The following is a 24,397-nucleotide window of genomic DNA, read 5'->3' on the forward strand; positions in this document are numbered from 1 at the left end:
TTGGACACGCAGGACACCGGCAGCCCCGGCACGCCGCCGCAGGCCGCGCCGCCGGAGCAGGGGCAGCGAGATCACCAGCCGGAGCAGGGGCAGCAGCCGCAACAGGCACCGGCGGAGCAGCCGGCGATCGTTCCGGAACCCGTCGACGCCGGTACGGGGCGCCGGGCGCGACGCCGTGGCAGGACGGCGCTGCTCATCGCCGTCGCGGCCGTCGTCGGTATCGCCGGCGGGACGGCCGTCGGCTACGGCATCCAGGCCGAACGCGAGCCGACACCGCTCCCGGTGCTGATCCAGGCGGGTCTGACCTACCCGGCCAAGCCGCTCCCGGCCGACGCGCGGCCGGTGCCGCTGAGTGCCGATGAGGACCACCAGGTCAAGACGGACGGCGATCTGCGCAAACTGCTGCTGTCCAAGCCGTCGGGCGCCCGTAAGGGCGTCAGTTGCCCGGACAACGGCTGGATGAACCCCGTGTCCTACGCGGAGATGTACCGGGACGAGGGCTACATGCTCGAATTCATGATGGAGTCCGACCTCCGCCGGGTGGCCTGCGCCTCCTGGGAACAGGGCGAGTACAAGAGCACGTTCATCCAACTCGTCCAGTTCCGCACGGCCGCCGATGCGAACGTGCATGCGACCGGGCAGCTGCGCTACGTGGCCGGCGAGGATGAGAGCAGCGACTCGGGCGATCCGCTCAAGGGCAGCGGCAACGGACGCTACGCCGCCTCCAAGCTCAAGAAGGAGCCCGGCTACCTGCAGATGTACCGGGCGCGGGCTGTATTCCAGCGCGGCAATGTGATGGTCGACATCTATGTGTTCGACACCAAGCGCATCAGCAAGAACGAGATCCGCACCCTCGCCGAGCGACAGCTGGAGCGCCTGTGAACCCCGAGACGCCCGAGACACCCAAGACGTCAGTGACGCCCAAGGCGCCCGGGAACGCCGAGAACAAGGACCGGGAGCCCGCACACCCCCGGCAACCGCAGTCCGCGGAGCCGGTGGCGTCCGAACCCGTGGCGGGCGAGCCGGTGGTGCCCGTGCTCGCGGGGCCCGCGGGCCAGGCGGCGCCCTCGCGTGCCCGCCGGCGTCTGATGCTCGCGCTCCCCGCCGTGCTCTCCGCCTGCGCCATAGCCGCGGCCGGCGTCTACACCAAGCTGACCGTCGACCGTGCCGACCGGACCGTGCCGACCACCCTGTGGGCCGAGAGCACCGGCAAGCCCGCCGATGACCCGGCGGGGGATGTGGCCCGTGGGCGGCACTCGACGCCCTTGAGCAAGCTGCTGCTGCCCGTCCCGAGCGGGTACCGCCTCGGCCCTGACATGGACGCGTACGGCAACGACAGCGAGATCGGCGGCAAGGAAGCAGCCGCCCTCATCAAGGACGAGGCCTCCGGCATGTCCGCCAAGCAGCGCCGTGAGTTCGGCAAGAGGATCGACCGGATGGGCGTCCAGGGTGTCGCCATGCGCTCCTTCGTCTCCGAGGAGAACGACCTCGTCATCGAGGTGTCGATCGTCCGGATGAAGGACAAGAAGCGGATCCACGATCTGTTCGCGCTCAAGAAGGAACTGGCCGACTTCCTGGAGTTCGACAAGGGCCCGGCGATCAAGGGCCACAAGAAGTCGGCCTGCTTCCTCCTGCCCGAGCAGTCCGTCGAGGACGCCGACAGGGGCAAGGAGCGGAAGTCCAAGCTCGCCGGAATGTCGTGCTCCGCCTATGACTCCGAGCTCCATGTGAGCGTCGCGGCGTACGGGACCAAGCCGTTCGACAAGTCCGCCGTCGCCGAGCTGGTGAAGAAGCAGCTCGACCACATCGCGTCCCCGGGGGAGTACGTATGACCGAGCCGACAACCGAGGTGCCGGAGGCGACCCGGGTCACGGAGGTGCCCGACGTGCGCGAGGCGCCCGAGGTGAGCCAGGCCGGCCAGGGGTCCGCGAGCGCGCTGAACGCGCCTCCGATGCCGGCGGCACCGCCCGCGGTGCCCGCTGCCCCTGCCCCCGCACGCGACCGCCGGGTTCTCCGTGCCGTGGCTCGCTGGACCGCCGTCGTGCTCGTCTGCGGCGGGCTGGGCGCCGGCAGCGCGGTCGGCATCGCCTCCATGGAGCGCACGGATGTACCGGGCCTCGCCACCGAGAGTGACGGGCGCTGGGACTACCCCCGACTGTCGCTGCCCGCGCTGCCGCAGGGCACTCCCCGCCCGTTCAACGAGGGGAACGTGCTGGAGGTCCACCACGCCGACCTGCGGAAACTCGTCCTGCCCGCCCCGGCAGGGGCGATCGCGGACGAGAAGCTGACCGGCGGTTGGGTGCCGGCGGAGCGCTACCTGGCCGAGTACCCCGCCGCCAAGCGGGCAGAGCTGGGGACGGAGCTCAAGGACCACGGTGTCCGGCATATCGCGGCCCGGGCCTGGAGCATGCCGGACGGTACGTCCGCGCGCGTGTATCTGCTCCGGTTCGACTCCGCTGACACCGCCGCCGAGTACAACGACCTCCTGGTGCTGCCGACGGAGCCGGAGGTGCCCCTGCTGAACGCGCCGGTGTCCGGTCTCGACCTGCAGTGGAAGGTGCCGCCCGGCAATTCCCCGACCGTCTCGTTCGTCTTCGAGGAGAAAGCCCCGGCGGGAGCACAGGACGTCCGCCACGCGTACATCCTCGCGGGCGACACCCTGGCGTTCGTCATCCACGAACGGAAGGGGAAGGCCGCCGAGATCCCCTTCCACCAGACGCTCGTGCTCCAGAACCAGCTGCTCGGCTGAGCGCGCGGCGCCGACGCGCTGACCTCGCAGTGAGGGCCGGACTCCCGCCTACTAAGCTGGAGCCCGGCCCGTACTGCTCGCACCGCTCATCCGAGGAGCACCCGTGATCATTTTCTTCGAGATCCTGCTGGCGCTGGTCTGCGTCGGCGTGCTCGCCTTCACCGCTCTGGCCGTGAAGAAGCTGTACCAGGGCCAGCGCTGAAGCAGACCGGGTAGCCCGTACGGCCGCAGCAGCCGTACCGCCCGCCAGCCGTATCCACCCGCATCACTCGCCTCGCAGAGATCGCCAGAGACACCCATGATCGAGATCCCGTCCGACCTCAATCCCGACCTCGTCCCCCTCGCGTTCCTGCTCGGTACGTGGGAGGGCGCGGGCGTCTCGGACTTCCCGGGCGCCGAGAAGTGCAACTTCGGCCAGTCGGTGACGTTCAGCCATGACGGCCGGGACTTCATCGAGTACGTCTCGCACTCCTGGGTCCTCGACTCCGAGGGCAAGAAGGTCAAGCCGCTGGAGTCCGAGTCCGGCTACTGGCGTATCGACAAGGAGCGCAAGGTCGAGGTCGTGATGGTCCGCGACCAGGGCATCGTGGAGATCTGGTACGGCGAGCTCGCCGACCAGAAGCCGCAGATCGACCTGGCGACCGACGCGGTGGCGCGGACCGCCGCCTCCGGCCCGTACAGCGGTGGCAAGCGGCTGTACGGCTACGTCAAGGGCGATCTGATGTGGGTCGGCGAGAAGGCCACCCCGGAGGTGCCGCTGCGGCCCTACATGTCCGCGCACCTCAAGAAGGTGGTCACGCCCGAGCAGGTCGAGCAGTGGGCGAAGGACCTCGGGGACCTGCCGGACGACGGGATCGCCTTCTTCAGGTAGGCACACACGTTCACATGGGCGTGCCGGCCCCCGCGCCTACACTGGGGTCGTGGTGAGCACCGACTGGAAGAGCGACCTGCGGCAGCGTGGCTACCGGCTGACTCCACAGCGCCAGCTTGTACTCGAGGCTGTCGACACCCTGGAGCACGCGACACCCGACGACATCCTCGTCGAGGTGCGCAAGACGGCGTCCGGGATCAACATCTCCACGGTCTACCGGACACTGGAGCTCCTTGAGGAACTCGGCCTGGTCTCTCACGCCCATCTGGGCCACGGTGCGCCGACCTACCATCTGGCCGACCGCCATCACCATCTGCATCTGGTCTGCCGGGACTGCACCGACGTCATCGAGGCGGATGTGGAGGTCGCGGCCGACTTCACCGCGAAGCTGCTGGACACCTTCGGTTTCGACACCGACATGAAGCACTTCGCGATCTTCGGGCGGTGCCGTGACTGCGCCGCGAAGGCAGCGGCGGACGGGTCGTAGCCTCTGGCCCGGCGGTCGTAGCCCCTGGTCCGGCGGTCGTGGGCGTGGGCCGGGCCAACCGCCGTGGGCGCTGGTCCGGCCACCCGTCGTAGGCCTGGAGCCGGCCGGTCGTAGGCTTGGCCCATGCAGCGATCGATGATCAGCCCTCTGCTGTCCCTGCCGGGTGCCGTTCCCGCCGAGGGACGCGACGAAGGCGTTGCCGCACACTACGGCGATCTTTTCCGCGAGCAGCGCGCCCTCGCGGACGGCAGCGGTTTCGTGGACCTCTCGCACCGAGGAGTCGTCACCGTGTCCGGCAGTGACCGGCTCAGCTGGCTGCATCTGCTGCTCACCCAGCACATGACCGAGCTCCCCGTGGGCCAGGCGACCGAGGCGCTGATCCTGTCCGCCAACGGACACATCGAGCACGCGCTCTCCCTCGTGGACGACGGCGAGACGGTGTGGGCGCATGTCGAACCGGGCACGCAGGACGCGCTGATCGCGTATCTGGAGTCGATGAAGTTCTTCTACCGGGTGGAGGTGGCCGACCGTACGGACGAGTTCGCCGTCGTGTATCTGCCCGCCGGTTCGATCGCCGAAGTCGCCGACGGGGTCGTCGTACGCGAGACCCCGCAGGGCCGTGACCTGTTCCTGCCGAGGGGCGACCTGGAGGCGTACGCGGCGGCCAACGGCCCGGCGGCGGGTGTGCTGGCGTACGAGGCGCTGCGCGTCGAGGCCCACCGGCCGCGGCTCGGCTTCGAGACCGACCACCGGACGATCCCGCACGAGATCGGGCTGATCGGCAGCGCGGTGCACCTCCAGAAGGGCTGCTACCGGGGTCAGGAGACCGTGGCGCGCGTCCACAACCTGGGGAAGCCGCCGCGGCGGCTGGTGTTCCTGCACCTGGACGGCAGCGAGGTGCACCTACCGGGGCACGGCGCGCCGGTCCGCCTGGCAGCGGACGGTGAGGACGGGCGGCAGCTGGGCTTCGTCACGACTTCGGCTCGCCATCACGAGCTGGGTCCGATCGCGCTGGCGCTGGTCAAGCGGAACGTACCCGTGGACGCGGAGCTGCTGGCGGGGAACACGGCGGCGGCGCAGGAGACCGTCGTCGAGCCATAGGCCGTGTCGAGGAGGCGGGGAGGCGAGCAGACGGGCTCAGGCCTCCAGCAGAACGGTGAACGGACCCTGGTTCGTGAGTGAGACCCGCATGCTCGCTCCGAACCTACCGGTCTCCACCCGCGCCCCGAGCGCCCGCAGTTGCGCCACCACCTCGTCCACGAGCGGCTCGGCGACATCGCCGGGCGCGGCGGCGTTCCAGGTGGGGCGGCGGCCCTTGCGTGCGTCCCCGTAGAGAGTGAACTGCGAGATCACCAGAAGCGGCGCGGCAATGTCCGAGCAGGACTTCTCGCCCTCCAGGATCCGCACCGACCACAGCTTGCGGGCCAGCTGCGCGGCCTTCTCGGGGGTGTCGTCATGAGTGACCCCCACCAGCACACACAGCCCCTCGCCGACGATCTCGCCCACTGTCTCTCCGGCCACCACGACGCTCGCGCCGTCGACCCGCTGTACCACCGCTCGCATGAGGGCCAATCTACTGGCGGGCCCCTGTCCGGGCGTATCCACGCGTATCCGGGGCTGAACGGGTGCAGACCACCTGCGTACGAACGGCCCGGAATGGCACGATGCACGGAGTCGGTGCTTCCCTTCCGCCCTCCGGGCCAGGGAGACCCCATGCACCGGTCGAGGGGATCAGGCAATGAGCACATCTGGCGCCGGGCAGTCGTCCGGCCCCGTTACGAGCGCGGTGCGACCGCCCTTGCAGCGCACCGCCGACACACTTCCCGAGCCGAAGGCGCCCGAGCTCGGCGCTCTCGGGCTGCCGGAGCTGAGAGCGCTGCGCCGTGATTCACAGCGCGACGAGGCGGATCTGAGCTACGTACGGCGTCTGCTGCACGGCCGTATCGACATCCTGCGGGCGGAACTGGCCCGGCGCAGTGAGGTCCCGGTGGCCGCCCCGGCCGATCCGGACTCGCTGGCGGACCGCGGCCCGGGTGCGGGTTCGCCCTCGGGTCCGGAAGCGGGCCCCGGGCATGCGGGCCCGGACGCTGCCGTCGTGGACCGGCTCTCGGCGATCCTCGCCGACCCGCCGTCCCGGCGGGGCAACTCGGCCCGGCATATGACGATGTCCGCCCCGCGCGGAGAGGCGTACGGGAAGCTCGCCGCAACGATGCTGGCCGAGGTGGAGCTGTCCGACCTGGACGCTCGTACGGACGAGGAACTGCACTCCGCGATGGACCGTCTCGCGGGGTACGAGCAGCAGGTGTCACGGCAACGGGTGGAACTCCAGCGGACCGTGGACGAGTGCAGTGCCGAGATCGCCCGTAGATACCGTGAAGGGGAAGCGCAGGTGGACGACCTCCTCCTCTGAGGCCCGCGGCCAGGCTCACCGCCGCCGGACGGAATCGGCGGCCGCGGCGACTCCCGTGGGTGGCCGCCCGCGAGCCCCGGCGTTCCGTACACCCTGGCCGCGGTGCGAGCCGGTCTCGGACCGTTTCCGTCCGCATTCCGCTCAGATACGGAGCGCGGGCGGGAACCCGGTCCAGCGGAGCTCCGCCGGAAGATGCCGCATGTCGTTGGAGAACACCACGGACGCGGGCCGGTCGGGTGCGTAACGGATCACCGTCAGGGCGGCGTTGGCGAAATTCAGGCCCAGCCAGCGCCAGCGGGGCGCGTCGAGGGCAGCCCGGACGAGCCAGCCGATCAGGAAGTTGTGGGTGACCACCAGTTCATGGCGGGGTTCGTCCCCTTCGACGGGCCCGGTGAACCTGTCGAGCGCGGCCTGAGCCAGCGCGGGCCCCTGCTCCCGCTCCCGTGCGGGGAACCGCGCGATGAAGTCGAGCACGCTGTCCGCGTACGCGGCGGACGGCTGGTCCGGGAGCTCGTCGCGCCCGGGGACGTAGGGGATGTAGTCCCCTGCAGGTTCGCACGCCTGCAGGGGCACCCCGGAGAGCCGCTCGGCCATCAACCGGGCTGTCTGCGCCGCCCTCGGCAGCGGCCCGTGGTGGATCGCCGAGACGGGGGTGTCCTGGAGCCGCTCGCCGAGTAGTTGGGCCTGGCGCCGGCCGTTCTCCGTCAGTTCGCTCTCGTCGGCGGACGCCTCACCGTGCCGGGCAAGGTAGAGATACCGGGTGGCGGTGTTCGCCATGGGAGGCCTCCTGGTATTGCTCAAGATCGTTCTGATGGCACGTCGGGAGGGACGCGGCGCCGCCCGGACTGGTTCCCCGGCCGTCCTGTGGCGCCTCGCCCCCGTGACACCGCGACGAGCCCGCTCAGTCCAGCCAGATGAGCATGCCGTCACCCGCCCGGGCTGCCGCTTCGAAGAACGGCACCAGAGCCTCGTAGTGTTCGCGCACCCAGTCCAGGGACTCGCCCCGCTCCCAGACGATGACCGGGTAGGTGTCCGCCGCCGCGAGCTCCGCCGGGTCGACACCTGCGACGAGTTCGCTCCCGCTGATCCGTATGAGTCCTGCAGCCGCCACCTTCACCCGCTCGGGTGTGAGGTAGCGCGGCGGACCGTAGCCCCAGTCGTCGGCCCCCGGTATCTCGTCCTCGCCGTGGACGACATCGACGGGGAGCCCCGTCCGGCGGAGCAGAAAGCCGAGGGCGTCCCACGCCTTGTCGGTGTCGAGGCAGCGCGCCTCGCCGGTCTTCACATCAGGATCGCCCCCGTCGAGCTCCGCTTCCACCAAGTCGTTGACGAAGCCCAGTGCCCACTCGGGGTCACGGATGACCCGCTGGAGTTCGGCCGGGCTGACTCGTGCGTACTCTCCGATCATGCTCATGTGTTCGATCGTAGGAGTGGCCACTGACAAGGCCGTCGCCGAACCCCGAAAGGGTCACTCGGTCATGGCGTCGCCCAGGCCTCTCCACCGCAACTGCGGGCCACGATGTCGGCGAAGGCCCGGGCGAGCGGACTGAGCGCGTCCCAGCGGCGTACCGCCCAGCCGACCGACAGTGGGGGCAGATCGGGGATGGGGACGAGACGGAGCGCCCCGTCGCCGGGAGCCCGGCCGGTGCCCTGCCCCGGAACCCGCCAGCCGGGCATGACCGGTACCACGGCGTGCCCGAGGCCGAGTTCGGCCAGCAGGAGGGCGGTGTCCCAGTCGGCGACGCTGGTGTCGGAGCTGCTCCGCACCCCGAGCTCGGCGAGCGCCGTGTCGAGGTGGGCGCCCGAGGTGGAGTTCCGGGGCAGGCGGATCAGGCTGATGCCGCTGAGATCCGCCGTGCCGATCCGCGCCCGGGCGGCGAGGGGGTCGTCCGCCCTGATGGCCAGCACCCAGGGCAGGTCCACGACGGGTCGCTGCTCGATGCTGGGGGTGCCCCCGGCCGAAGTCCGGGGAGGTGCACCGCCCCTGATGGTGACCCAGGCCAGATCCAGGTTGCCTGAGGTGAGTGCGTCGAAGCAGTTGCGGCTGGATGTCTCCGTCCGGAACTCCAGGCTGACCTTCGGGTAGCGCCGCCGGAAGGTGACTATGGCATCGGACATGAAGTGCCGCACGGTCGTGCCGCCCGTGGTGACGCGCACGGAGCCGCAGTCGCCGTTGGCCAGGTCCACGAGGCGGTGCATGGCCTGGTCCAGGCCGTCGATGCTGTTCGACGCGGCGTCGAGCAGGACATGCCCGGCGTGGGTGGGTACGACACCGCGTGGCTGACGCTCCAGGAGGCTCATACCGGCCTCCCGCTCCAGCCGCTTCACGCGCTGGCTCACCGCCGACTGGGTGCAGTCGAGTTCACGTGCGACTGCGCTGAGGCTTCCGGCCCTGCACACGGCCACGAAGACGCGTAGATCGTCCAGAGTCATGAGCTCCAAGTTACCGCTTGGACCAGCATCAAAAACCCTAGGATTGACTGGGGTTCACCGTGCAGTGACGATCAAGTGCAGGCTTCCGTCGCCGGCGCGGGAAGGATTCCGTCCCGTGCCCGCTTCCTCCGTGCCGCTCGCTCCCGCAGGTGAGGTCATCGCGCTGCTACGGATGGCGTCCCGCCGGGTGGTGCAGCCGATCAACGGACCGGAACTCGCAGGTCACGCCGGGCGCTTCGACCGGCTGGGGCACTCCCGGCGTCTGACCGGGTACTTTCGCGTGATGCGCTGACGGGGGAGATCGTCGCGAGCCAGGTACCGGAGGGCGGAGCGTGTGATCGCTTGCACCACCTCGCGGGACGCGACCCTGCTACGCGACCACGGTGCCGATGGCATCGCGCATCCGGGCGGCACACTGCCCGCCCACCTCCGCCGCGTCCGGGAGCGACTCGCCGCCCGGGGCGCCCGTCCGGCACTCCGACTCGCCGGCCTGAGTCATGCGTTCTACGGCGCCGACGGCTTTCCCGCCGCCTTGCTCCCGCTCGACCCGGCCCGTATCGACCCCCGCCTTCCGCGCGAAGTGGGGATCCGAGCATCTCGCGCCGTTCACCCGTTTCCGCCCCTTGCTGAGCAGGCCGGTTTGGTCGGTCCGCGAGGCCGTGCTCAGCGCTGATGCATAGCGGCGTCGGTGAGGATCGCCTGGAGCCGGGCCCGGCATTCGGCGACGAACGCGGGAAACTTCCCCCCGTAGTAAGCGATTCCGCTGACGCCCACCGCGACCGCCCAGGCGCGGGCGCGGGTCCAGGCGACCTCGTCAAGGCCCATGGCGTCCCAGTAGGCCTGGCGCGCCTGCGGCGGCAGATCCCATACGGTGGCGTGCTCGGCGTCCGGAAGCCCGACCGAGAGTCCGCCGAAGTCGATGACCGCGTGCAGTCTGCCACTCCTGACCAGCAGGTTGCTCGGTTTCAGGTCGCCGTGCAGCCACACCTGCCGCCCGGCGCCCGGCTCGGGGAGCGAGAGTGCGGCTCGCCACAGCCGTTCCAGCACGTCGATGTCGAGCTCGGCACCCACGATGACTCGGCAGTCGTCGAAACTCCCGCCGACCCATTCGTCGCACGGCTTCAGGCCTCCTCCGCGGTACCAGCTGAGCCCGCCGGCCCGGGCCGCCCCCATGAGGTCGACACCGTGCAGTTCCCGTACGAAGGCCGCCAGATCCGCTCCGAACGCGGCCCAGTCCCGGACGGTGTCAGGGCCCGGTTCGGCACCGTCGATCCATCGATAGACGGACCAGGGGAGCGGGAAGGCGTCAGTCGGCGCCCCGGCATGGACGGGCGAGGGAATCGAGTACGCGAGATGGGGCGCCAGGCGGGGGAGCCAGTCCTGCTCCTTCCGTAGGGACCGCCCGTTTCCGGCTGTTCGCGGCAGCCGCACCAGCAGCTCATCGCCCAGTCGGTACATGGTGTTGTCCGTCCCAGCACCCGCGCGTGACAACGGGAGCCCGGCCCACGCCGGACACTGCGCGTCCAGCAGCGACCGGATGGCGGTCTCGTCCACCGGGATCTCGTTCTCATGCAGCGTCACGCCCGGAAGTCTCGCCGTTCGACGGAAACAGAGCCAGCGGATTTGTGGCGGCCGTGCGTCACGACCGGAGGGGTGAGTGGAGTGGTGCTGCGCCCGGATGACGCACCACCCGACCCGCTGAAGGTGCGGCAGCCTTCGCCTGGCCTGCGGGGTGTCGTGGCAGGAGAGAGGCGGAGGCAGCTCTCCGTCTCGAACTCGACAGTCGTTGCCTCTGTCAGCGGCCTCCGGTGTTCACCCCCGACATCCGGCCAACTGACCTCGAACCCCTCCGGGCCCGACATCATGTCCGCAACTGTCCTTAAACATTGGGAAACCGCCAGATCATCTGGGGCGAAACCCCTCATGAGGATGAAGCTGGGACCAGGACCGGCGCATCAACCTGGTTGGACGGACGACGGATTCTGCTACTTCGGCCTGTGGATGGTGGGGATCGGTCGGGAAGCCTTCGTGTGGGCAGTGATCGATCCCGACTCTCTGGCCGACACCCCAGAGGTTCAGTGCCTGGTGGGTCGCCCTCGGGAGCTCTGGAACGACGACTGGCCGGAGTGGGAGTCTCTCGACTACGTCGCCATGGAGGCGTATGGACTACTCACCCGCGCGGATGACGACTGCGGCGATGACGCATTCTATGTAGCCGTCGAAGCCGAGGAGGGCGCTGTAGGCGGCAATCGAGGGCCGCGCGGCGAGCAGTGGGACGTGCGATGCGAAGACGAGGCGATGCGCAAACTGCCGAGACTGAGCGCGATGTTTCCCCTCCGGCCACTGGTCCGGTAGGCGCGAAAGCGCGAGGGATCAGGCCGAGGCTTCGGGGGTGTCGACAGACAGGCGATGCCACGCGTGGCCGCAACCGTCGGAGCAGAAGCGCTCTCGTCGGCGTTCGTCGGCGACGGCCAGCACCGCGATCAGTAGCCGGAGTGACTTGAGGCGCTCGTCGTGCGGGGTGAGACTGGCGATCTTCCCGAGTTGCTGGTCGATCCGCCCTCGTGCGATCAGAACTGCGGGTGTGTGGGTGGCGCGAAGTCCGGCACGAGTGGCGGCTACACAGCGTATGCGGGTTCAAGAGCCCGATCGACTACGAACGTGACTACCGAGCCACTCTCGCCGAGGGACTGGCTGCATAGATCGTCTCCACGCTGCGAGGGGATTGACACACTCACCTGGAGAGCCCCGCGCAGACACTTTTGCAAGCGGTCGCTTGCAAAAGTTAGCAATGATGTCGCAGTATCGGGGTATGGCATCACTCAACGTCGGCAATCTCGGCGAGTACCTCCGTGAGCAGCGGCGCACCGCGCAGCTGTCGCTGCGGCAGCTCGCGGAGGCCGCCGGGGTGTCGAACCCGTACCTCAGCCAGATCGAGCGCGGGCTGCGCAAGCCCAGTGCGGAGGTGCTGCAGCAGGTCGCCAAGGCGCTGCGGATCTCGGCCGAGACGCTGTACGTACGGGCCGGAATCCTGGAGGAACGGGAGCCGGACGAGCTGGAGACGCGGGCCGTCGTCCTCGCCGACCCGTCGATCAACGAGCGGCAGAAGCAGGTGCTGCTCCAGATCTACGACTCGTTCCGCAAGGAGAACGGCTTCGACGCCGATAGGGATAAGGACACCGCCGAAACCACCGATGGCGGCCTGGACAAGGCCGTGCGGGGCGGTGCCGATGGACAGCACGCAATCTGACTCCGACTTGCGATCCGGGAGGACCCCAGTCATGGCCATCGCTGATGACCTGCGTAAGACGTTCACCGACCCGACCCCCCTCTACTTCGCGGCCGGCACCGCTGATCTCGCGGTGCAGCAGGTCAAGAAGGTGCCCGGGCTGATCGAGCAGCTGAGGGCCGAGGCGCCCGTGAAGTTCGAGGCGGTGCGGGAGGCCGACCCGAAGGCCGTGCAGGCCAAGGTGGCCGCACAGGCGAAGGAGGCCCAGGCCACCGTTCAGGCCAAGGTCACCGAGGTGATCGGGAGCATCGACACCGATCTGCGGAAGCTGGGCGAGTCCGCTCAGGACCTGGCGCTGCGCAGTGTGGGTGTGGCCGCCGAGTACGCGGTGCGGGCGCGGGAGACGTACGAGAAGGTCGCCGAGCACGGCGAGCAGGCGGTGAAGTCCTGGCGCGGTGAGGCGGCCGAGGAGATCGCCGAGATCGCCATCGCCGTCGAGCCCGGCGCCGACACGCGGAAGAGCGAGGCGTCCGCGGGGTCCGCGGCCAAGGCGAACGGCAACTCGGTGAAGTCGGCGCCGGAGGCGAAGCCCGCCGCCGAGGCGCAGCCGAAGGCATCCGCTCCGGCTCCCCGCAAGGCGTCGGCCCGCAAGCCCGCCGCCAAGAAGAGCTCTCCGTCCAGCGGCTCCACCGGGAAGTGACCGGGACGTAGGCGTGGCAGCGCGGCCGGGCAGACCCGGGCGCGCTGCGCATCCGGGCACCGGGGCACGTCCCCGGTGCCCGGGGCGTTGTCCTGGCAGGCCGGGGTACGTTGGCCGCGAGGCGCTCTCCATCACTCGTTAGGCGGTGCTCAGGGATGTTGATGAACCAGTTCGACGCGTCGCTCTTCTTCTTCCTCGATATGGCGATGCTGCTGCTCGCCGTGGTCGCGCTGGGAATCGCCGCGTTCGCGCGTGAGGACGCCTACCGGGCAGCGGACAAGCAGACCAAGATGTTCTGGTTGATCCTGTTGGGTGCCACGGTCGCGGTGGACCTGCTCCTCCCGATGCTGTTCCTGCAGCTCGCGGGGTTGATCGCGTCGATCGTCTTCATGGTCGACGTACGGCCCGCGCTCCGACAGGTCTCGGGCGGCGGCCGTGGTGGTCGGCGCGGTGGCTCCAGCAGCGACGGGCCGTACGGTCCGTACAACGGCGGGCGCTGATCCGCTGGTCCCCGCGTAGCGGCTCAGCGCGCCGGGCCGCGGCCGACCGACCCCCGGCACGCGCTGGTGCCGGGGAACCGGCAGCGGGCCCAGGTGCCGGTTCCGATGGTCGGCGCGGCGCGGAACCAGGCCCGGTGGGTCAGCGCGTCAGGTCGCGGTCGCGATCCCGGTCCAGCAGCAGTACCGCCAGGTCGTCCGTCAGGTCCCCACCGTTCAGCCGCCGCACCTCGGCCACCGTGGCGTCCAGCAGCGTCTCGCCGTGCAGCCCCGCGGCCAGCCCGCGGTTGACCATCTCGACCATGCCGTCCTGACCCAGGCGTTCGCCACCTGGAGAGGTCCGGCCCTCGATGAGGCCGTCCGTGTACATCATCAGGCTCCAGGCCCCGCCGAGCTCGACCTGGCGGCGCGGCCAGCGGGCGTTCGGCAGCAGGCCGAGCGCCGGCCCGCCGTTCTCGTAGGGCAGCAGACGGGCGGCCTCGCCGCGGCGGGCGATCAGCGGAGCCGGGTGCCCGGCCAGGCACAGGCCCGCCCGGCGCCCGTCCGGGGCGATGTCGACCGTGCAGAGCGTCGCGAAGATCTCGTCGCTCTCCCGCTCGTGCTCCAGCACCTGCTGGAGGGTGGACAGCAGCTCGTCGCCGCACAGCCCCGCGAAGATCAGGGCACGCCAGGCGATCCGCAGCTCCACACCGAGCGCGGCCTCGTCCGGGCCGTGGCCGCAGACATCGCCGATCATCGCGTGCACCGTGCCGTCCGCGGTACGGACCGTGTCGTAGAAGTCACCGCCGAGCAGCGCCCTGGACCTGCCTGGCCGGTAGCGGGCTGCGAAGCGCAGGTCGGAGCCCTGGAGCAGGGGAGTGGGCAGCAGCCCACGCTCCAGTCGGGCGTTCTCCTGCGCCCTGAGTCGAGACTCGGCCAGCTTCACCTGCGCCGTGTCGGCGCGCTTGCGCTCGACGGCGTACCGGATCGCGCGGCTCAGCAGCCGCCCGTCCAGCTCGTCGCGGAGCAGGAAGTCCTGGGCTCCGACCCGTACCGCCTCGGCCGCGCGTTCGGCGTCCGCATCCGCGGTCAGCGCCAGTACGGCGTGCCGGGGGGCGAGGCGCAGCACATGGCGCAGGACCGCGAGCTCGTCCGCCGGGCCGCCGGAGTCGCCCGAGTTCCCGTTAGGGACGCGGCAGGGCAGTGCGAGGTCGACGAGGATGCAGTGCACATCGTCGGTGAGCAGCCGCTCGGCCTCGGTGAGATTGCGTGCGGTGCGGATACGGACTCGGGTTCCGGCTGAGCCCAGCAGCTCGGGAACGGTGAAGGTGCCCGCCGGGTCGTCCTCGATGACGAGCAGGGTGACGTAGCCGCCACCCTGTGTCTCGGTGGCCGGGTTCGCGGTGACGTCCGTAGCCGTGCGGTGTGCGACGGCGCAGTCCGTGGCGGTGGCGTTGGCGGACGGTACGGCGACGGGTGAGCCGGTCCGCTGGCGCGGAACGGGTGCGGGCATCGAATCGGTTTCCTTCCCTCCCCCCGGCACGGCGGGCCGACGAACGACGACCTGCCAGACGGGGACCATAGCGGTAGGGAACGGTGCAACGGAATGCCGTTCTGCGAAGCCCCGACGGCATATGCCGCTTATTGGGACGCAGTTGCCCCAATCGTGATGACGAACGTCACGCGTGTGCGGTGAGCCGGGTCACGCCAAGGCGCGTGAGCCGGCTCACGCGCGATGCAGCGGTGCTGATTCGGGGGCATCCATGGCTATTTGTCCGGACGGACGACGCCGAGGATCTTCATCGAACCGGCGCCCGCGATGGTCACGTTCCGCCCCGGCCGCGGGGCGTGCACGATCGACCCGTCGCCCAGGTACATCCCGACATGACTGGCGTCGCCGTGGTAGATGATCAGATCGCCGGGACGCATGTCCTTGATGTCGATGCGCGGCAGCAGCCGCCACTGCTCCTGCGAGGTGCGCGGGATGGCCCGCCCCGCCGCCGCCCAGGCCTGCGAGGTCAGCCCGGAGCAGTCGTACGAGTCCGGGCCCTCGTCCCCCCAGCCGTACGGCTTGCCGATCTGCGCGGTGGCGAAGGCGATGGCTTCCCGGCCCTTCGCGCTTGCGCCGCCCTTCGCCGCCTTGAGTACCCCGGACGCCAGCCAGGTCGACTGCGCCCGGTAGGCCGCCTGCTGTTCGAGTTTCAGCAGCCGCTCACGCTCCGCCTTCTCCAGCTGCGCCTCGATCTTCTCGGCGGCGGCGATCTGTTCGTTGATCTCCTTCTTGGCCTTCTCCTGCTTGACCCTGTTGGCCTCCAGCTTGGTCCACTGCTCGCTGGCCGCCTGGGAGTACGCCTCCAGATCGTCCTGCGCCCGAGTGAGCTCGGCCATCAGGTCCTTGGTGGCTTTCTGACCCTGCCGGAAGCGGCCGATGCCGTCGAGGAAGAGCTGCGGGTCGTCGGTGAGCACCAACTGGGCCTCGGGCGGCAGCCCGCCGCCCCGGTACTGGGCGCGGGCGGTGGCGCCGGCGCGAGCCTTGAGGTCGGCTATGCGGTCCTGGCCCTTGACGATCGCCTGGGCGAGCCGCACGATCTCGGCCGACTGCTTCTTGGTCTGCTCCTCGGCGAGGTTGTACGCGTCGGTGGCGGATGTGGCTCTGGCGTAGAGCCCCTCAAGCTCCAGGCGGATCGCTTCGAGGGACTTCTTGGGCGGTGTGCCCGGCTCGGGAGCGGAGGGAGCCGAAGGCGTGGCGGGCACGGCAGGCGCGGCGGCGGTGGTCGGGGCGGCGAAGGCCGTGCCTGATACGGCCAGCAACGTCACGGCGCAGACCACGGTGATCGCGGCTGCGGCACAGCGGCGTCGGTTCACAGGCTCCCCCTCCGGACAACGCCATCACGTCACGCGTGTCACACAGAAAATGATTGACCGTCAGTAACTTAGCTCCAACGACGCGATGGTGCCATGCCCTGTGGAAAACCGACAGGGGCGCCGAGCGGCCCGCCACACAGTCCGCCCATCCGTCACAGACGAACCAACACCCCGGCGCGTTCCCTCGCGGCCGCCTTCGTCGGCCGTTCAGCGGGAATTCGGAGCCAGTGCGCTCCAGTCCACCGTCACTTCGCCCTGCCGCCACCGCCGCAGCCCGTCAGACCCCGCACCGGCCAGCGGCCAGTCCGCGGACAGGTCTCCCACCGTCCTGATCCAGCGCTGTCGCGCGCCCAGCGAGGCATATGGAGCCGCCGCTGCCCACGCCCGGTCGAAGTCGCGGAGGAACGCGTGCACCGGCTCACCCGGAACATTGCGGTGGATCAGCGCTTTGGGCAGCCGCTCCGCCAGGTCCGACGGGCGGTCCAGCGACCCGAGCCGGGTCGCGAAGGTCACCGTCCGGGGGCCCTCCGGGCCCAGCGCCACCCACACATGCCGTCGGCCGATCTCGTCGCAGGTGCCCTCCACCAGCAGCCCACCCGGCGCGAGACGGGCGCACAGGCGGCCCCAGGCGGCGGCGACCTCGTCCTCCTCGTACTGCCGGAGCACGTTCGCCGCCCTGATCAGCAGCGGACGCTGGGGCAGCGGGACCTCGAAACCGCCGTGTACGAAGCGCAGCCCCTCGCACGCGTAGGGGTGGGCGGCTTCGACCCTCGCGGGTTCGATCTCGACACCGACGACCTCGGTACGCGGCTCGGCGGCACGCAGCCGCCGCATCAGCTCGACGGCGGTCCAGGGAGCCGCCCCGTATCCGAGGTCGACCGCGACGGGGGCCTCGGTCGAACGGCGCAGGGCCGGGCCGTGTGTCGCCGCGATCCAGCGATCCATACGGCGCAGCCGGTTCGGATTCGTCGTGCCACGGGTCACCGCGCCCACGGGCCGGGTCGAGGGTGGGGTGGGGCGCGGCGGCATGAGAACGAGGGTAAGGGCTGTCCCGTAATCCCCGGCGGGCGCGCGACGACAGCTACGGCACTCCCCCCGGCTTCGCCGGGAGGTGCCCCCACGCTACGTTGTCGAATCGCCCGAATACACCCGGTATGCGGGCGACCCTCCGCCTTGCGTTGCGTCCCCTCGGCCCCAAGGGCCGGGGGAGACCCCATACGCCTCGGCCCCAAGGGCCGGGGGAGACCCCATACCCCTCGGCCCCAAGGGCCGGGGGAGACCCCATACCCCTCGGCCCCAAGGGCCGGGGGAGACCCCATACACCTGACGCCGCGCTCTGATCCACCGCGGATTACGGGACAGCCCTTAACCAGGAAAACAAGGGGAACCGTGCGGTGGAGCAGGGGGGCGGTGCGCGTGACACGCCCGACGCTTGGCAATGATTAGGCAAAGTGAACCGGTGAAGGGAAATGCGGGAGGGAGTCGCCGCTGTTGAGGCGCTTGAAAGGGCGTGAGCGCCCTGTGAGACATGCCCGCCCATAGCCCAGTGCCCGACCACCCGGCGCCAGCCGCGCGGATCCAGACGCGGCTCAGCCCCGAGCCACCCCGCCCAGCCCCCCAGAGCCCGAGCCCATGCCCGGAGAGGACCCGTCCACGTGAGCCAGTACGTGTCCCGGCTCGCCGGCGCCTTGGCGGCGCCGCCGCGGCTGCGGTTCAGCGGCATCACCGGCCAGCACCGCAGACCGCGCCGGATCGCCATGCTGAGCGTGCACACCTCCCCTCTGCACCAGCCGGGGACGGGAGACGCGGGCGGTATGAACGTGTACATCGTGGAGCTCGCCAAACGACTCGCCGCCATCAACGTCGAGGTGGAGATCTTCACCCGGGCGACCGCGGGCGGCCTCGCCCCCCTCGTCGAACTGGCGCCCGGTGTGCTCGTACGGCATGTGGACGCCGGGCCCTACGAGGGCCTGGCCAAGGAAGACCTCCCGGCACAGCTGTGCGCCTTCACCCACGGCGTGATGCGGGCCTGGGCGGGGCACCGACCGGGCCACTACGACCTGGTCCACTCCCACTACTGGCTCTCCGGCCACGTCGGCTGGCTCGCCGCCGAGCGGTGGGGCGTCCCGCTGGTGCACGCCATGCACACCATGGCCAAGGTCAAGAACGCCGCACTCGCCCAGGGCGACACCCCGGAGCCGTCAGCCCGGGTCATCGGCGAGACCCAGATCGTGGCCGCCGCCGACCGTCTGATCGCGAACACGGCCGAGGAGGCCGGGGAGCTGGTGCACCACTATGACGCGGACCCCGCCAAGGCCGCCGTCGTCCACCCGGGTGTGAATCTGGACCGCTTCCGCGTAGCGGACGGCCGCCGCGCCGCCCGGGCCAGACTCGGGCTTCCGCAGGATGCCGTGATCCCGCTGTTCGCCGGCCGCATACAGCCGCTCAAGGCGCCCGACGTGCTGCTCCGCGCGGTCGCGCTGCTGCTGGACGGGGACCCGTCGCTGCGTCGGCGTCTGGTCGTCCCCGTGGTCGGCGGGCCCAGTGGCAGCGGTCTCGCCAAGCCGGAGGGCCTGCAGAAGCTGGCGGCCCGGCTCGGTATCGCCGATGTCGTACGGTTCTGCCCGCCCGTCGCACAGGGGCAGCTGGCGGACTGGTTCCGTGCGGCGTCGGTGCTGGTCATGCCCTCGTACAGCGAGTCCTTCGGCCTGGTGGCCATCGAGGCCCAGGCGACCGGCACCCCGGTCGTCGCCGCGGCGGTCGGGGGGCTGCCCGTGGCGGTGCGCGAGGGGGAGACCGGCTTCCTCGTCGCCGGCCACGACCCGGCCGACTACGCGCGCGAGCTGCGCCGCTTCGCCGACGACCCGGGCCTCACGGATCGGATGGGTGCCGCGGCGGCACGGCATGCCCGGGGCTTCGGCTGGGACACGGCGGCTGCGGCGACCGCGGAGGTGTACATCGCAGCGATGCGGGAGCGCCGCCGTCACGTACGCTCCCAGCATGGCTGACGTTGAGGAGATCTCCGGGATCGTCGAGGCGTATCTGAAGGACGCCGAACTCCAGTGGGAGAGTCCTGCGCCGGGCACGTACGTCGTCACGCTCCCCGGCACCCGCAAGCTGTCCACGACCTGCTCGCTCCGCGTCGGTCGGCACTCCCTGTCCATCAACGCCTTCGTCATCCGCCACCCTGACGAGAACGAGGTAGGGGTCCACCGCTGGCTGCTCGAACGCAACCTCAAGCTGTACGGCATGGGTTACGCGGTCGACCAGCTCGGTGACGTCTATCTGACGGGACGACTGCCACTCGCGGTCCTCACCCCCGACGAGCTGGACCGGCTGCTCGGAACGGTCCTTGAAGCGGCCGACGGCGACTTCAACACCCTGCTGGAGCTGGGTTTCGCGACCGCGATCCGCAAGGAGTACGCCTGGCGGGTGGCACGCGGCGAGTCCACGCGCAATCTGGATGCGTTCACGCGGCTGACCCAGGCCAAGCCCGGGCGCCCGGAGGGCGTCTGATAGGGCTTCGATGAGCGATGGTCGCCATAGCCGTGAACGAGATACGTCACCGCTGGCACAGCAGGCCCGTCGTCCGTGTGGCGCAAGAGGATCGCGCGGCACGCACGTATGTGCCCCATGTGCTCGCGCACTCGAAGGACCTCATGCCGGCGGGGAGGGCGGGCTCCGGGGCCGGCCTCCGCTTGCCGCCGGCCTCTCGTCCGTCGATCCGCGCTCTGCGGGCGGCTCGCGTATCAGCGACTGGTACCCGAGCGTGCCCACCGTGCCGAGCGCCGCGCGGCAGCACCACGGCCACTCGGCGCCGAAGTCGTCGATCAGGTACCCCGCCCTCAGCGGGGCGACCAGCGCGGTGATGACGGCCGGACGCCGATCGTCGGCCGTCAGGGCCGTCGATTAGGCTCGGAGCCATGGCCGACGCGACGTACAAGCTCATCCTCCTCCGCCACGGCGAGAGCGAATGGAACGCGAAGAACCTGTTCACCGGCTGGGTGGACGTGAACCTCACCGAGAAGGGCGAGAAGGAGGCAGTCCGAGGCGGTGAGCTGATGAAGGACGCCGGCCTGCTTCCGGACGTGCTCCACACCTCGCTCCAGAAGCGCGCCATCCGCACCGCGCAGCTCGCGCTGGAGGCCGCCGACCGCCACTGGATCCCGGTGCACCGCTCCTGGCGACTGAACGAACGCCACTACGGCGCCCTCCAGGGCAAGGACAAGGCCCAGACCCTCGCCGAGTTCGGCGAGGAGCAGTTCATGCTGTGGCGCCGTTCCTACGACACCCCGCCCCCGCCGCTCGCCGACGACAACGAGTACTCGCAGGCAGCCGACCCGCGCTACGCCTCGATCCCGCCGGAGCTGCGCCCGCGCACCGAGTGCCTGAAGGACGTCGTCGTCCGCATGCTCCCGTACTGGTACGACGGCATCGTCCCGGATCTGCTCGCCGGTCGCACCGTCCTGGTCGCCGCGCACGGCAACAGCCTGCGCGCGCTGGTCAAGCACCTGGACGGCGTCTCGGACGCCGACATCGCCGGCCTCAACATCCCCACCGGCATCCCGCTGGCGTACGAGCTCGGAGCCGACTTCAAGCCGGTCGAGCCGGGCGGTACCTACCTCGACCCGGAGGCTGCGGCGGCGGCCATCGAGGCGGTCAGGAACCAGGGCAAGAAGAACTAGGTTTGGTGATCATGCCCCTGAGCTGCGCATACGGCGCAGGTCAGGGGCGTTTTCATGGCCTGGGCCCACTGTGGGCCTCGGCGTGAACCCAGCTCACCCGGGCCCCGGCGAGACCCGGGGCGGGAAGCCACGTGGGACGAAGGGTCCGCCCCGGGCACACGGCCCGGGGCGGACCCTTCGTCATGATGTGCTGCTCCTCCCGGCCCTGCGTCGGTCGCGAGGTGCTCAGCCGCCGCACTGGCACGGCCCGCCGGACTGGCAGCCGCAGCCGCAGCTGGAGCCGCAGCCGCAGGCGCCGAGGATCGGCAGGTGGCGCGATGGGGGCACTTCGACAGAGACGTTCTGCTCACGTATGTCGGTCGCGGGGGAATCTGCCATGGGGGTCGGTCCCTCCTCCTGGACGTACTCGTGTCGGCTCACCCCATTGCATGCCCACCCGGCCCGGCGCATCAACGGCGCACAGAAGTGCGACGACGGGACGCCGCGGTACCGGGCGTTGCCTTACGCGCCCTCGACCGGGCCGGTGTCCGCCTGGATCTCGTCGGCGTGCTCGCCCGTCACCAGGTAGACCACCCGCTTGGCGACCGACACCGCATGGTCGGCGAAGCGCTCGTAGTAGCGACCCAGCAGGGTCACGTCGACCGCGGTCTCGATGCCGTGCTTCCAGCGGTCGTCGATCAGGTGCTGGAACAGCGTCCGGTGCAGCAGGTCCATCTCGTCGTCGTCCGTCTCCAGTTGGAGTGCCAGGTCGACGTCCTTGGTGATGATCACCTCGGCGGCCTTGGCCATGAGACGCTGCGCGAGCTGACCCATCTCCAGAATGGTGGCGTGCAGGTCGCGCGGGACGGCGGTGTTCGGGAACCGCAGCCGGGCCAGCTTGGCCACGTGCTGGGCCAGGTCGCCGGAGCGCTCCAGGTCGGCGCTCATCCGCAGCGAGGTCACCACGATGCGCAGATCCGTCGCCACGGGCTGCTGCCGGGCCAGCAGGGCTATCGCCCGTGCCTCCAGGTCGTGCTGGAGATCGTCCACCTTCTGGTCGGCGGCGATCACGCTCTCGGCGAGCTTCAGATCCGCGTCGAGGATCGCGGTCGTGGCACGCCCGATCGCAGATCCGACCAGCCGGGCCATCTCGACCAGGCCCTCGCCGATCGAGTCCAGTTCCTCGTGGTACGCGTCCCGCATGGGAAGTCCCTCTCTCGATACGTACGAACCCCGGGTGGGATGAGTGGGTTGAGCCTCCCACGCTGCCACCGTCGCCCCCGTACGCGTACGGTCCCTCCCGCCGAAGTGAACCGTCACTTTCCCCTCAGTGAACTCTGGGCGACGAGTGCCCGAGGTGCCACCCGGACGGCTGGGAGAGTGTCCGGGGGCCCGCATAACCTGGATGGCATGGACGTGAACGCGGCGGTCGCCGCATTGGCCGCGATCGCCGGGGTGTGCACCGGCGTGATCGCCATGCTGGCGTTCCGCTGGAGCGAGCGCGACCAGGCAAGGCCCACCCGCACCTCCCTGCACACGGATGCCGCGCTGCCGCCGGGCGTGGACACCGTGCTTTCGGTGCTCCGGTCGTCGGCGGTCGTGCTCGACGAGAGTGACTCGGTGGTCAAGGCGAGCTCGGCCGCCTATGCGCTCGGCCTGGTCAGGGGCGGAAAGCTGACTGTGGAGCCGATGCTGCACATGGCCCGCGACACCCGCAGGGACGGTGAGATACGCCAGGTCGAGCTCGATCTGGACCGCCGAGGCACCGGCCGCGGCGAGGCGCTCGCGGTCTCGGCCCGGGTCGCACCGCTGGGTTCCCGGCTCGTGCTGCTCCTGGTCGACGACCTCACCGAGGCCCGCCGGATAGAAGCCGTGCGGCGCGATTTCGTCGCCAACGTCAGCCATGAGCTCAAGACCCCGGTGGGTGCGCTGTCGCTGCTCTCCGAGGCTGTCATGGACGCCTCGGACGACCCCGAGGCGGTCACGCGCTTCGCAGGCCGCATGCAGATCGAGGCGACGCGGCTCACCAATCTCGTACAGGAGCTGATCGACCTCTCACGGGTGCAGAACGACGACCCGCTGGAGGACGCCGAGCCGGTACGCGTGGACGAGCTGGTCGCCGAGGCCATCGACCGCTCACGGCACACCGCGTCCACCAAGCAGATCACCATGGCCGCGGGCGGCGCCGCCGGCCTGCACGTCTGGGGCAACCGCGGCCAGCTGGCCGCCGCCCTCGGCAACCTCGTCGAGAACGCCGTCAACTACTCACCGGCCCGCACCCGCGTCGGCATCGCCGCGCGGCGTGTCCCGGTGTCCGGCGGTGACGCGATCGAGATCGCCGTCACCGACCAGGGCATCGGTATCTCCGAGAAGGACCGCGAGCGCATTTTCGAGCGGTTCTACCGAGTGGACCCGGCCCGATCCCGGGCGACCGGCGGTACGGGCCTCGGCCTGGCCATCGTGAAACACGTGGCCGCCTCGCACGGCGGGGAGGTCACGGTGTGGAGCACCGAAGGCCAGGGTTCCACCTTCACCCTGCGGCTGCCGGAAGCCGGTTCCGTCCGGGACCGTGACCGGGACCGCCGATACACCACCACCGTCCCGGCCGGCGCCGCCGACGTCCATGAAGGTGCCGACGCCGATGCTGACGGCGGCGAGGCGTACGGCCGCGACTGCGACACCGACCCCGGTCCAGCTCCCAGGACCATCACACGCGCACCACTGCCTGCCCCGGAGGCCCTTCCGTGACCCGAGTGCTTGTCGTCGAGGACGAGGAGTCCTTCAGCGACGTCCTTTCCTACATGCTCCGCAAGGAGGGCTTCGAGGTCGCCGTCGCGGCCACGGGCCCCGACGGACTCGATGAGTTCGAGCGCAACGGCGCCGACCTCGTCCTTCTCGACCTCATGCTGCCGGGGCTGCCCGGCACCGAAGTCTGCCGTCAGTTGCGCGGCCGTTCCAATGTCCCCGTGATCATGGTGACCGCGAAGGACAGCGAGATCGACAAGGTCGTCGGCCTGGAGATAGGAGCGGACGACTATGTGACCAAGCCCTTCTCCTCGCGGGAGCTCGTCGCGCGGATCCGTGCCGTGCTGCGGCGGCGTGGCGAGCCGGAGGCGGTCGCCCCGGTGGCGCTCGAGGCCGGCCCGGTCCGGATGGACGTGGACCGCCATGTCGTCACGGTCGCGGGAGCCAAGGTCGATCTGCCGCTCAAGGAATTCGACCTGCTGGAGATGCTGCTGCGTAACGCGGGCCGGGTGCTGACCCGTATGCAGTTGATCGACCGGGTCTGGGGCGCGGACTACGTGGGCGACACCAAGACGCTCGACGTCCACGTCAAGCGGCTGCGGGCCAAGATCGAGCCCGATCCGGGCGCTCCTCGGTACCTGGTCACGGTGCGCGGCCTGGGCTACAAGTTCGAGCCGTAAGCCGCGCCGCGGCACGTCGGACGCACACACGGCGGCGCCCCACCGGTTCTTTCCTTCCGGTGGGGCGCCGCCGTGTGTGCGTTCCTGG

At 70.3% G+C, this 24,397-nt stretch carries 28 protein-coding genes; 18 read left to right on the top strand and 10 right to left on the bottom strand.

The features are described 5' to 3' along the window. The 6 genes from V1460_RS02755 to V1460_RS02780 all read left to right on the top strand — a co-directional run bounded on the left by V1460_RS02755 (nucleotide 1) and on the right by V1460_RS02780 (nucleotide 5,208). Entirely contained in the window at nucleotides 1-882 is an 882-nt protein-coding gene (locus V1460_RS02755) for a hypothetical protein (protein WP_338671901.1), read from the top strand. Then, a complete protein-coding gene (locus tag V1460_RS02760) occupies nucleotides 879-1,832 on the top strand; it encodes a hypothetical protein (RefSeq protein WP_338671902.1) in 954 nt (317 codons plus the stop codon). Before V1460_RS02755 ends, V1460_RS02760 begins: the two co-directional genes overlap by 4 nt. Then, nucleotides 1,829-2,749: a hypothetical protein gene (locus V1460_RS02765; protein WP_338671903.1), complete on the top strand. Its 921-nt coding sequence runs from the start codon at nucleotides 1,829-1,831 to the stop codon at nucleotides 2,747-2,749. The genes V1460_RS02760 and V1460_RS02765 overlap by 4 nt, the downstream gene beginning before the upstream one ends. A 298-nt stretch (nucleotides 2,750-3,047) precedes the next feature. After that, entirely contained in the window at nucleotides 3,048-3,620 is a 573-nt protein-coding gene (locus tag V1460_RS02770; protein WP_338671904.1) for an FABP family protein, read from the top strand. Between the two features lie 49 nt (nucleotides 3,621-3,669). Continuing rightward, nucleotides 3,670-4,107 carry a transcriptional repressor gene (locus tag V1460_RS02775; RefSeq protein ID WP_338671905.1) on the top strand — a complete coding sequence of 146 codons (438 nt, stop codon included), beginning with the start codon at nucleotides 3,670-3,672 and terminating at the stop codon, nucleotides 4,105-4,107. Nucleotides 4,108-4,242: 135 nt separating this feature from the next. Next, a complete protein-coding gene (locus V1460_RS02780) occupies nucleotides 4,243-5,208 on the top strand; it encodes a folate-binding protein (RefSeq protein WP_338677867.1) in 966 nt (321 codons plus the stop codon). A gap of 36 nt (nucleotides 5,209-5,244) precedes the next feature. Here V1460_RS02780 and dtd read toward each other — a convergent pair whose 3' ends face one another. Continuing rightward, a complete protein-coding gene (gene dtd, locus V1460_RS02785) occupies nucleotides 5,245-5,670 on the bottom strand; it encodes a D-aminoacyl-tRNA deacylase (RefSeq protein WP_338671906.1) in 426 nt (141 codons plus the stop codon). A 175-nt stretch (nucleotides 5,671-5,845) separates the two neighbouring features. Here dtd and V1460_RS02790 point away from each other — a divergent pair, with 175 nt between their 5' ends. Beyond that, the gene (locus V1460_RS02790) at nucleotides 5,846-6,517 is read left to right on the top strand and encodes an AmfC protein (protein WP_338671907.1); all 672 of its coding nucleotides are present in this window, start codon (nucleotides 5,846-5,848) and stop codon (nucleotides 6,515-6,517) included. A 141-nt stretch (nucleotides 6,518-6,658) separates the two neighbouring features. Here V1460_RS02790 and V1460_RS02795 read toward each other — a convergent pair whose 3' ends face one another. The 3 genes from V1460_RS02795 to V1460_RS02805 form a co-directional block, all read right to left on the bottom strand. Continuing rightward, nucleotides 6,659-7,294 carry a histidine phosphatase family protein gene (locus V1460_RS02795; protein WP_338671909.1) on the bottom strand — a complete coding sequence of 212 codons (636 nt, stop codon included), beginning with the start codon at nucleotides 7,292-7,294 and terminating at the stop codon, nucleotides 6,659-6,661. A 124-nt stretch (nucleotides 7,295-7,418) separates the two neighbouring features. Next, nucleotides 7,419-7,931 (bottom strand): YfbM family protein, encoded by a 513-nt coding sequence (locus tag V1460_RS02800; protein ID WP_338671911.1) that lies wholly within the window; start codon nucleotides 7,929-7,931, stop codon nucleotides 7,419-7,421. Between the two features lie 62 nt (nucleotides 7,932-7,993). Continuing rightward, complete coding sequence (locus V1460_RS02805) at nucleotides 7,994-8,950, bottom strand: LysR family transcriptional regulator (protein WP_338671913.1); 957 nt, start codon at nucleotides 8,948-8,950, stop codon at nucleotides 7,994-7,996. Between the two features lie 115 nt (nucleotides 8,951-9,065). Here V1460_RS02805 and V1460_RS02810 point away from each other — a divergent pair, with 115 nt between their 5' ends. Both V1460_RS02810 and V1460_RS02815 read left to right on the top strand, forming a co-directional pair. Continuing rightward, entirely contained in the window at nucleotides 9,066-9,242 is a 177-nt protein-coding gene (locus V1460_RS02810) for a hypothetical protein (protein WP_338671914.1), read from the top strand. 42 nt (nucleotides 9,243-9,284) lie between these two features. Beyond that, entirely contained in the window at nucleotides 9,285-9,623 is a 339-nt protein-coding gene (locus tag V1460_RS02815) for a DUF6817 domain-containing protein (RefSeq protein ID WP_338671915.1), read from the top strand. Here the strand turns inward: V1460_RS02815 and V1460_RS02820 are convergent. Next, a complete protein-coding gene (locus V1460_RS02820; protein ID WP_338671917.1) occupies nucleotides 9,614-10,531 on the bottom strand; it encodes an aminoglycoside phosphotransferase family protein in 918 nt (305 codons plus the stop codon). The two genes, V1460_RS02815 and V1460_RS02820, sit on opposite strands and share 10 nt — an antisense overlap. 348 nt (nucleotides 10,532-10,879) lie before the next feature. Here V1460_RS02820 and V1460_RS02825 point away from each other — a divergent pair, with 348 nt between their 5' ends. Beyond that, entirely contained in the window at nucleotides 10,880-11,305 is a 426-nt protein-coding gene (locus V1460_RS02825; RefSeq protein WP_338671919.1) for a DUF4240 domain-containing protein, read from the top strand. Nucleotides 11,306-11,323: 18 nt separating this feature from the next. Here the strand turns inward: V1460_RS02825 and V1460_RS02830 are convergent, their stop codons facing one another. Continuing rightward, entirely contained in the window at nucleotides 11,324-11,581 is a 258-nt protein-coding gene (locus V1460_RS02830) for a DUF5958 family protein (RefSeq protein ID WP_338677868.1), read from the bottom strand. A 181-nt stretch (nucleotides 11,582-11,762) separates the two neighbouring features. On the opposite strand from V1460_RS02830, the gene V1460_RS02835 reads away from it, so the two are divergent. From V1460_RS02835 to V1460_RS02845, 3 genes are all read left to right on the top strand, one after another. After that, nucleotides 11,763-12,200, top strand: coding sequence for a helix-turn-helix transcriptional regulator (locus V1460_RS02835; protein WP_338671921.1), 438 nt, complete (start codon nucleotides 11,763-11,765; stop codon nucleotides 12,198-12,200). 31 nt (nucleotides 12,201-12,231) lie between these two features. Further along, nucleotides 12,232-12,879 carry a hypothetical protein gene (locus tag V1460_RS02840; RefSeq protein ID WP_338671922.1) on the top strand — a complete coding sequence of 216 codons (648 nt, stop codon included), beginning with the start codon at nucleotides 12,232-12,234 and terminating at the stop codon, nucleotides 12,877-12,879. 155 nt (nucleotides 12,880-13,034) lie between these two features. After that, complete coding sequence (locus tag V1460_RS02845; protein ID WP_338671923.1) at nucleotides 13,035-13,379, top strand: DUF2516 family protein; 345 nt, start codon at nucleotides 13,035-13,037, stop codon at nucleotides 13,377-13,379. Between the two features lie 139 nt (nucleotides 13,380-13,518). On the opposite strand, the gene V1460_RS02850 is transcribed toward V1460_RS02845, so the two are convergent. The 3 genes from V1460_RS02850 to V1460_RS02860 all read right to left on the bottom strand — a co-directional run bounded on the left by V1460_RS02850 (nucleotide 13,519) and on the right by V1460_RS02860 (nucleotide 17,249). Continuing rightward, nucleotides 13,519-14,868 (bottom strand): fused response regulator/phosphatase, encoded by a 1,350-nt coding sequence (locus V1460_RS02850; protein ID WP_338671924.1) that lies wholly within the window; start codon nucleotides 14,866-14,868, stop codon nucleotides 13,519-13,521. Nucleotides 14,869-15,122: 254 nt separating this feature from the next. Continuing rightward, nucleotides 15,123-16,220 (bottom strand): NlpC/P60 family protein, encoded by a 1,098-nt coding sequence (locus V1460_RS02855; protein WP_338671926.1) that lies wholly within the window; start codon nucleotides 16,218-16,220, stop codon nucleotides 15,123-15,125. A 207-nt stretch (nucleotides 16,221-16,427) separates the two neighbouring features. Then, on the bottom strand, nucleotides 16,428-17,249 hold the full coding sequence (locus V1460_RS02860; RefSeq protein WP_338671928.1) for a class I SAM-dependent methyltransferase: 822 nt from the start codon (nucleotides 17,247-17,249) through the stop codon (nucleotides 16,428-16,430). A 626-nt stretch (nucleotides 17,250-17,875) separates the two neighbouring features. On the opposite strand from V1460_RS02860, the gene mshA reads away from it, so the two are divergent. The 3 genes from mshA to V1460_RS02875 all read left to right on the top strand — a co-directional run bounded on the left by mshA (nucleotide 17,876) and on the right by V1460_RS02875 (nucleotide 20,905). Further along, nucleotides 17,876-19,228: a D-inositol-3-phosphate glycosyltransferase gene (mshA, locus tag V1460_RS02865; protein ID WP_338671929.1), complete on the top strand. Its 1,353-nt coding sequence runs from the start codon at nucleotides 17,876-17,878 to the stop codon at nucleotides 19,226-19,228. Then, a complete protein-coding gene (locus tag V1460_RS02870) occupies nucleotides 19,221-19,736 on the top strand; it encodes a YbjN domain-containing protein (RefSeq protein WP_338671930.1) in 516 nt (171 codons plus the stop codon). Before mshA ends, V1460_RS02870 begins: the two co-directional genes overlap by 8 nt. 407 nt (nucleotides 19,737-20,143) lie before the next feature. Next, a complete protein-coding gene (locus V1460_RS02875; RefSeq protein ID WP_338671932.1) occupies nucleotides 20,144-20,905 on the top strand; it encodes a phosphoglyceromutase in 762 nt (253 codons plus the stop codon). Between the two features lie 501 nt (nucleotides 20,906-21,406). Here the strand turns inward: V1460_RS02875 and phoU are convergent. Continuing rightward, nucleotides 21,407-22,087, bottom strand: a complete 681-nt coding sequence (gene phoU, locus V1460_RS02880; RefSeq protein ID WP_338671933.1) for a phosphate signaling complex protein PhoU — start codon at nucleotides 22,085-22,087, stop codon at nucleotides 21,407-21,409. Nucleotides 22,088-22,294: 207 nt separating this feature from the next. On the opposite strand from phoU, the gene V1460_RS02885 reads away from it, so the two are divergent. Further along, the gene (locus V1460_RS02885) at nucleotides 22,295-23,632 is read left to right on the top strand and encodes an ATP-binding protein (RefSeq protein WP_338671934.1); all 1,338 of its coding nucleotides are present in this window, start codon (nucleotides 22,295-22,297) and stop codon (nucleotides 23,630-23,632) included. Then, nucleotides 23,629-24,309 carry a response regulator transcription factor gene (locus tag V1460_RS02890; RefSeq protein ID WP_338671935.1) on the top strand — a complete coding sequence of 227 codons (681 nt, stop codon included), beginning with the start codon at nucleotides 23,629-23,631 and terminating at the stop codon, nucleotides 24,307-24,309. The genes V1460_RS02885 and V1460_RS02890 overlap by 4 nt, the downstream gene beginning before the upstream one ends. The last annotated feature ends 88 nt before the right edge of the window (nucleotides 24,310-24,397 follow it).

Origin of the sequence: Streptomyces sp. SCSIO 30461 (assembly GCF_037023745.1) — a bacterium.
Taxonomy (GTDB): Bacteria; Actinomycetota; Actinomycetes; order Streptomycetales; family Streptomycetaceae; genus Streptomyces.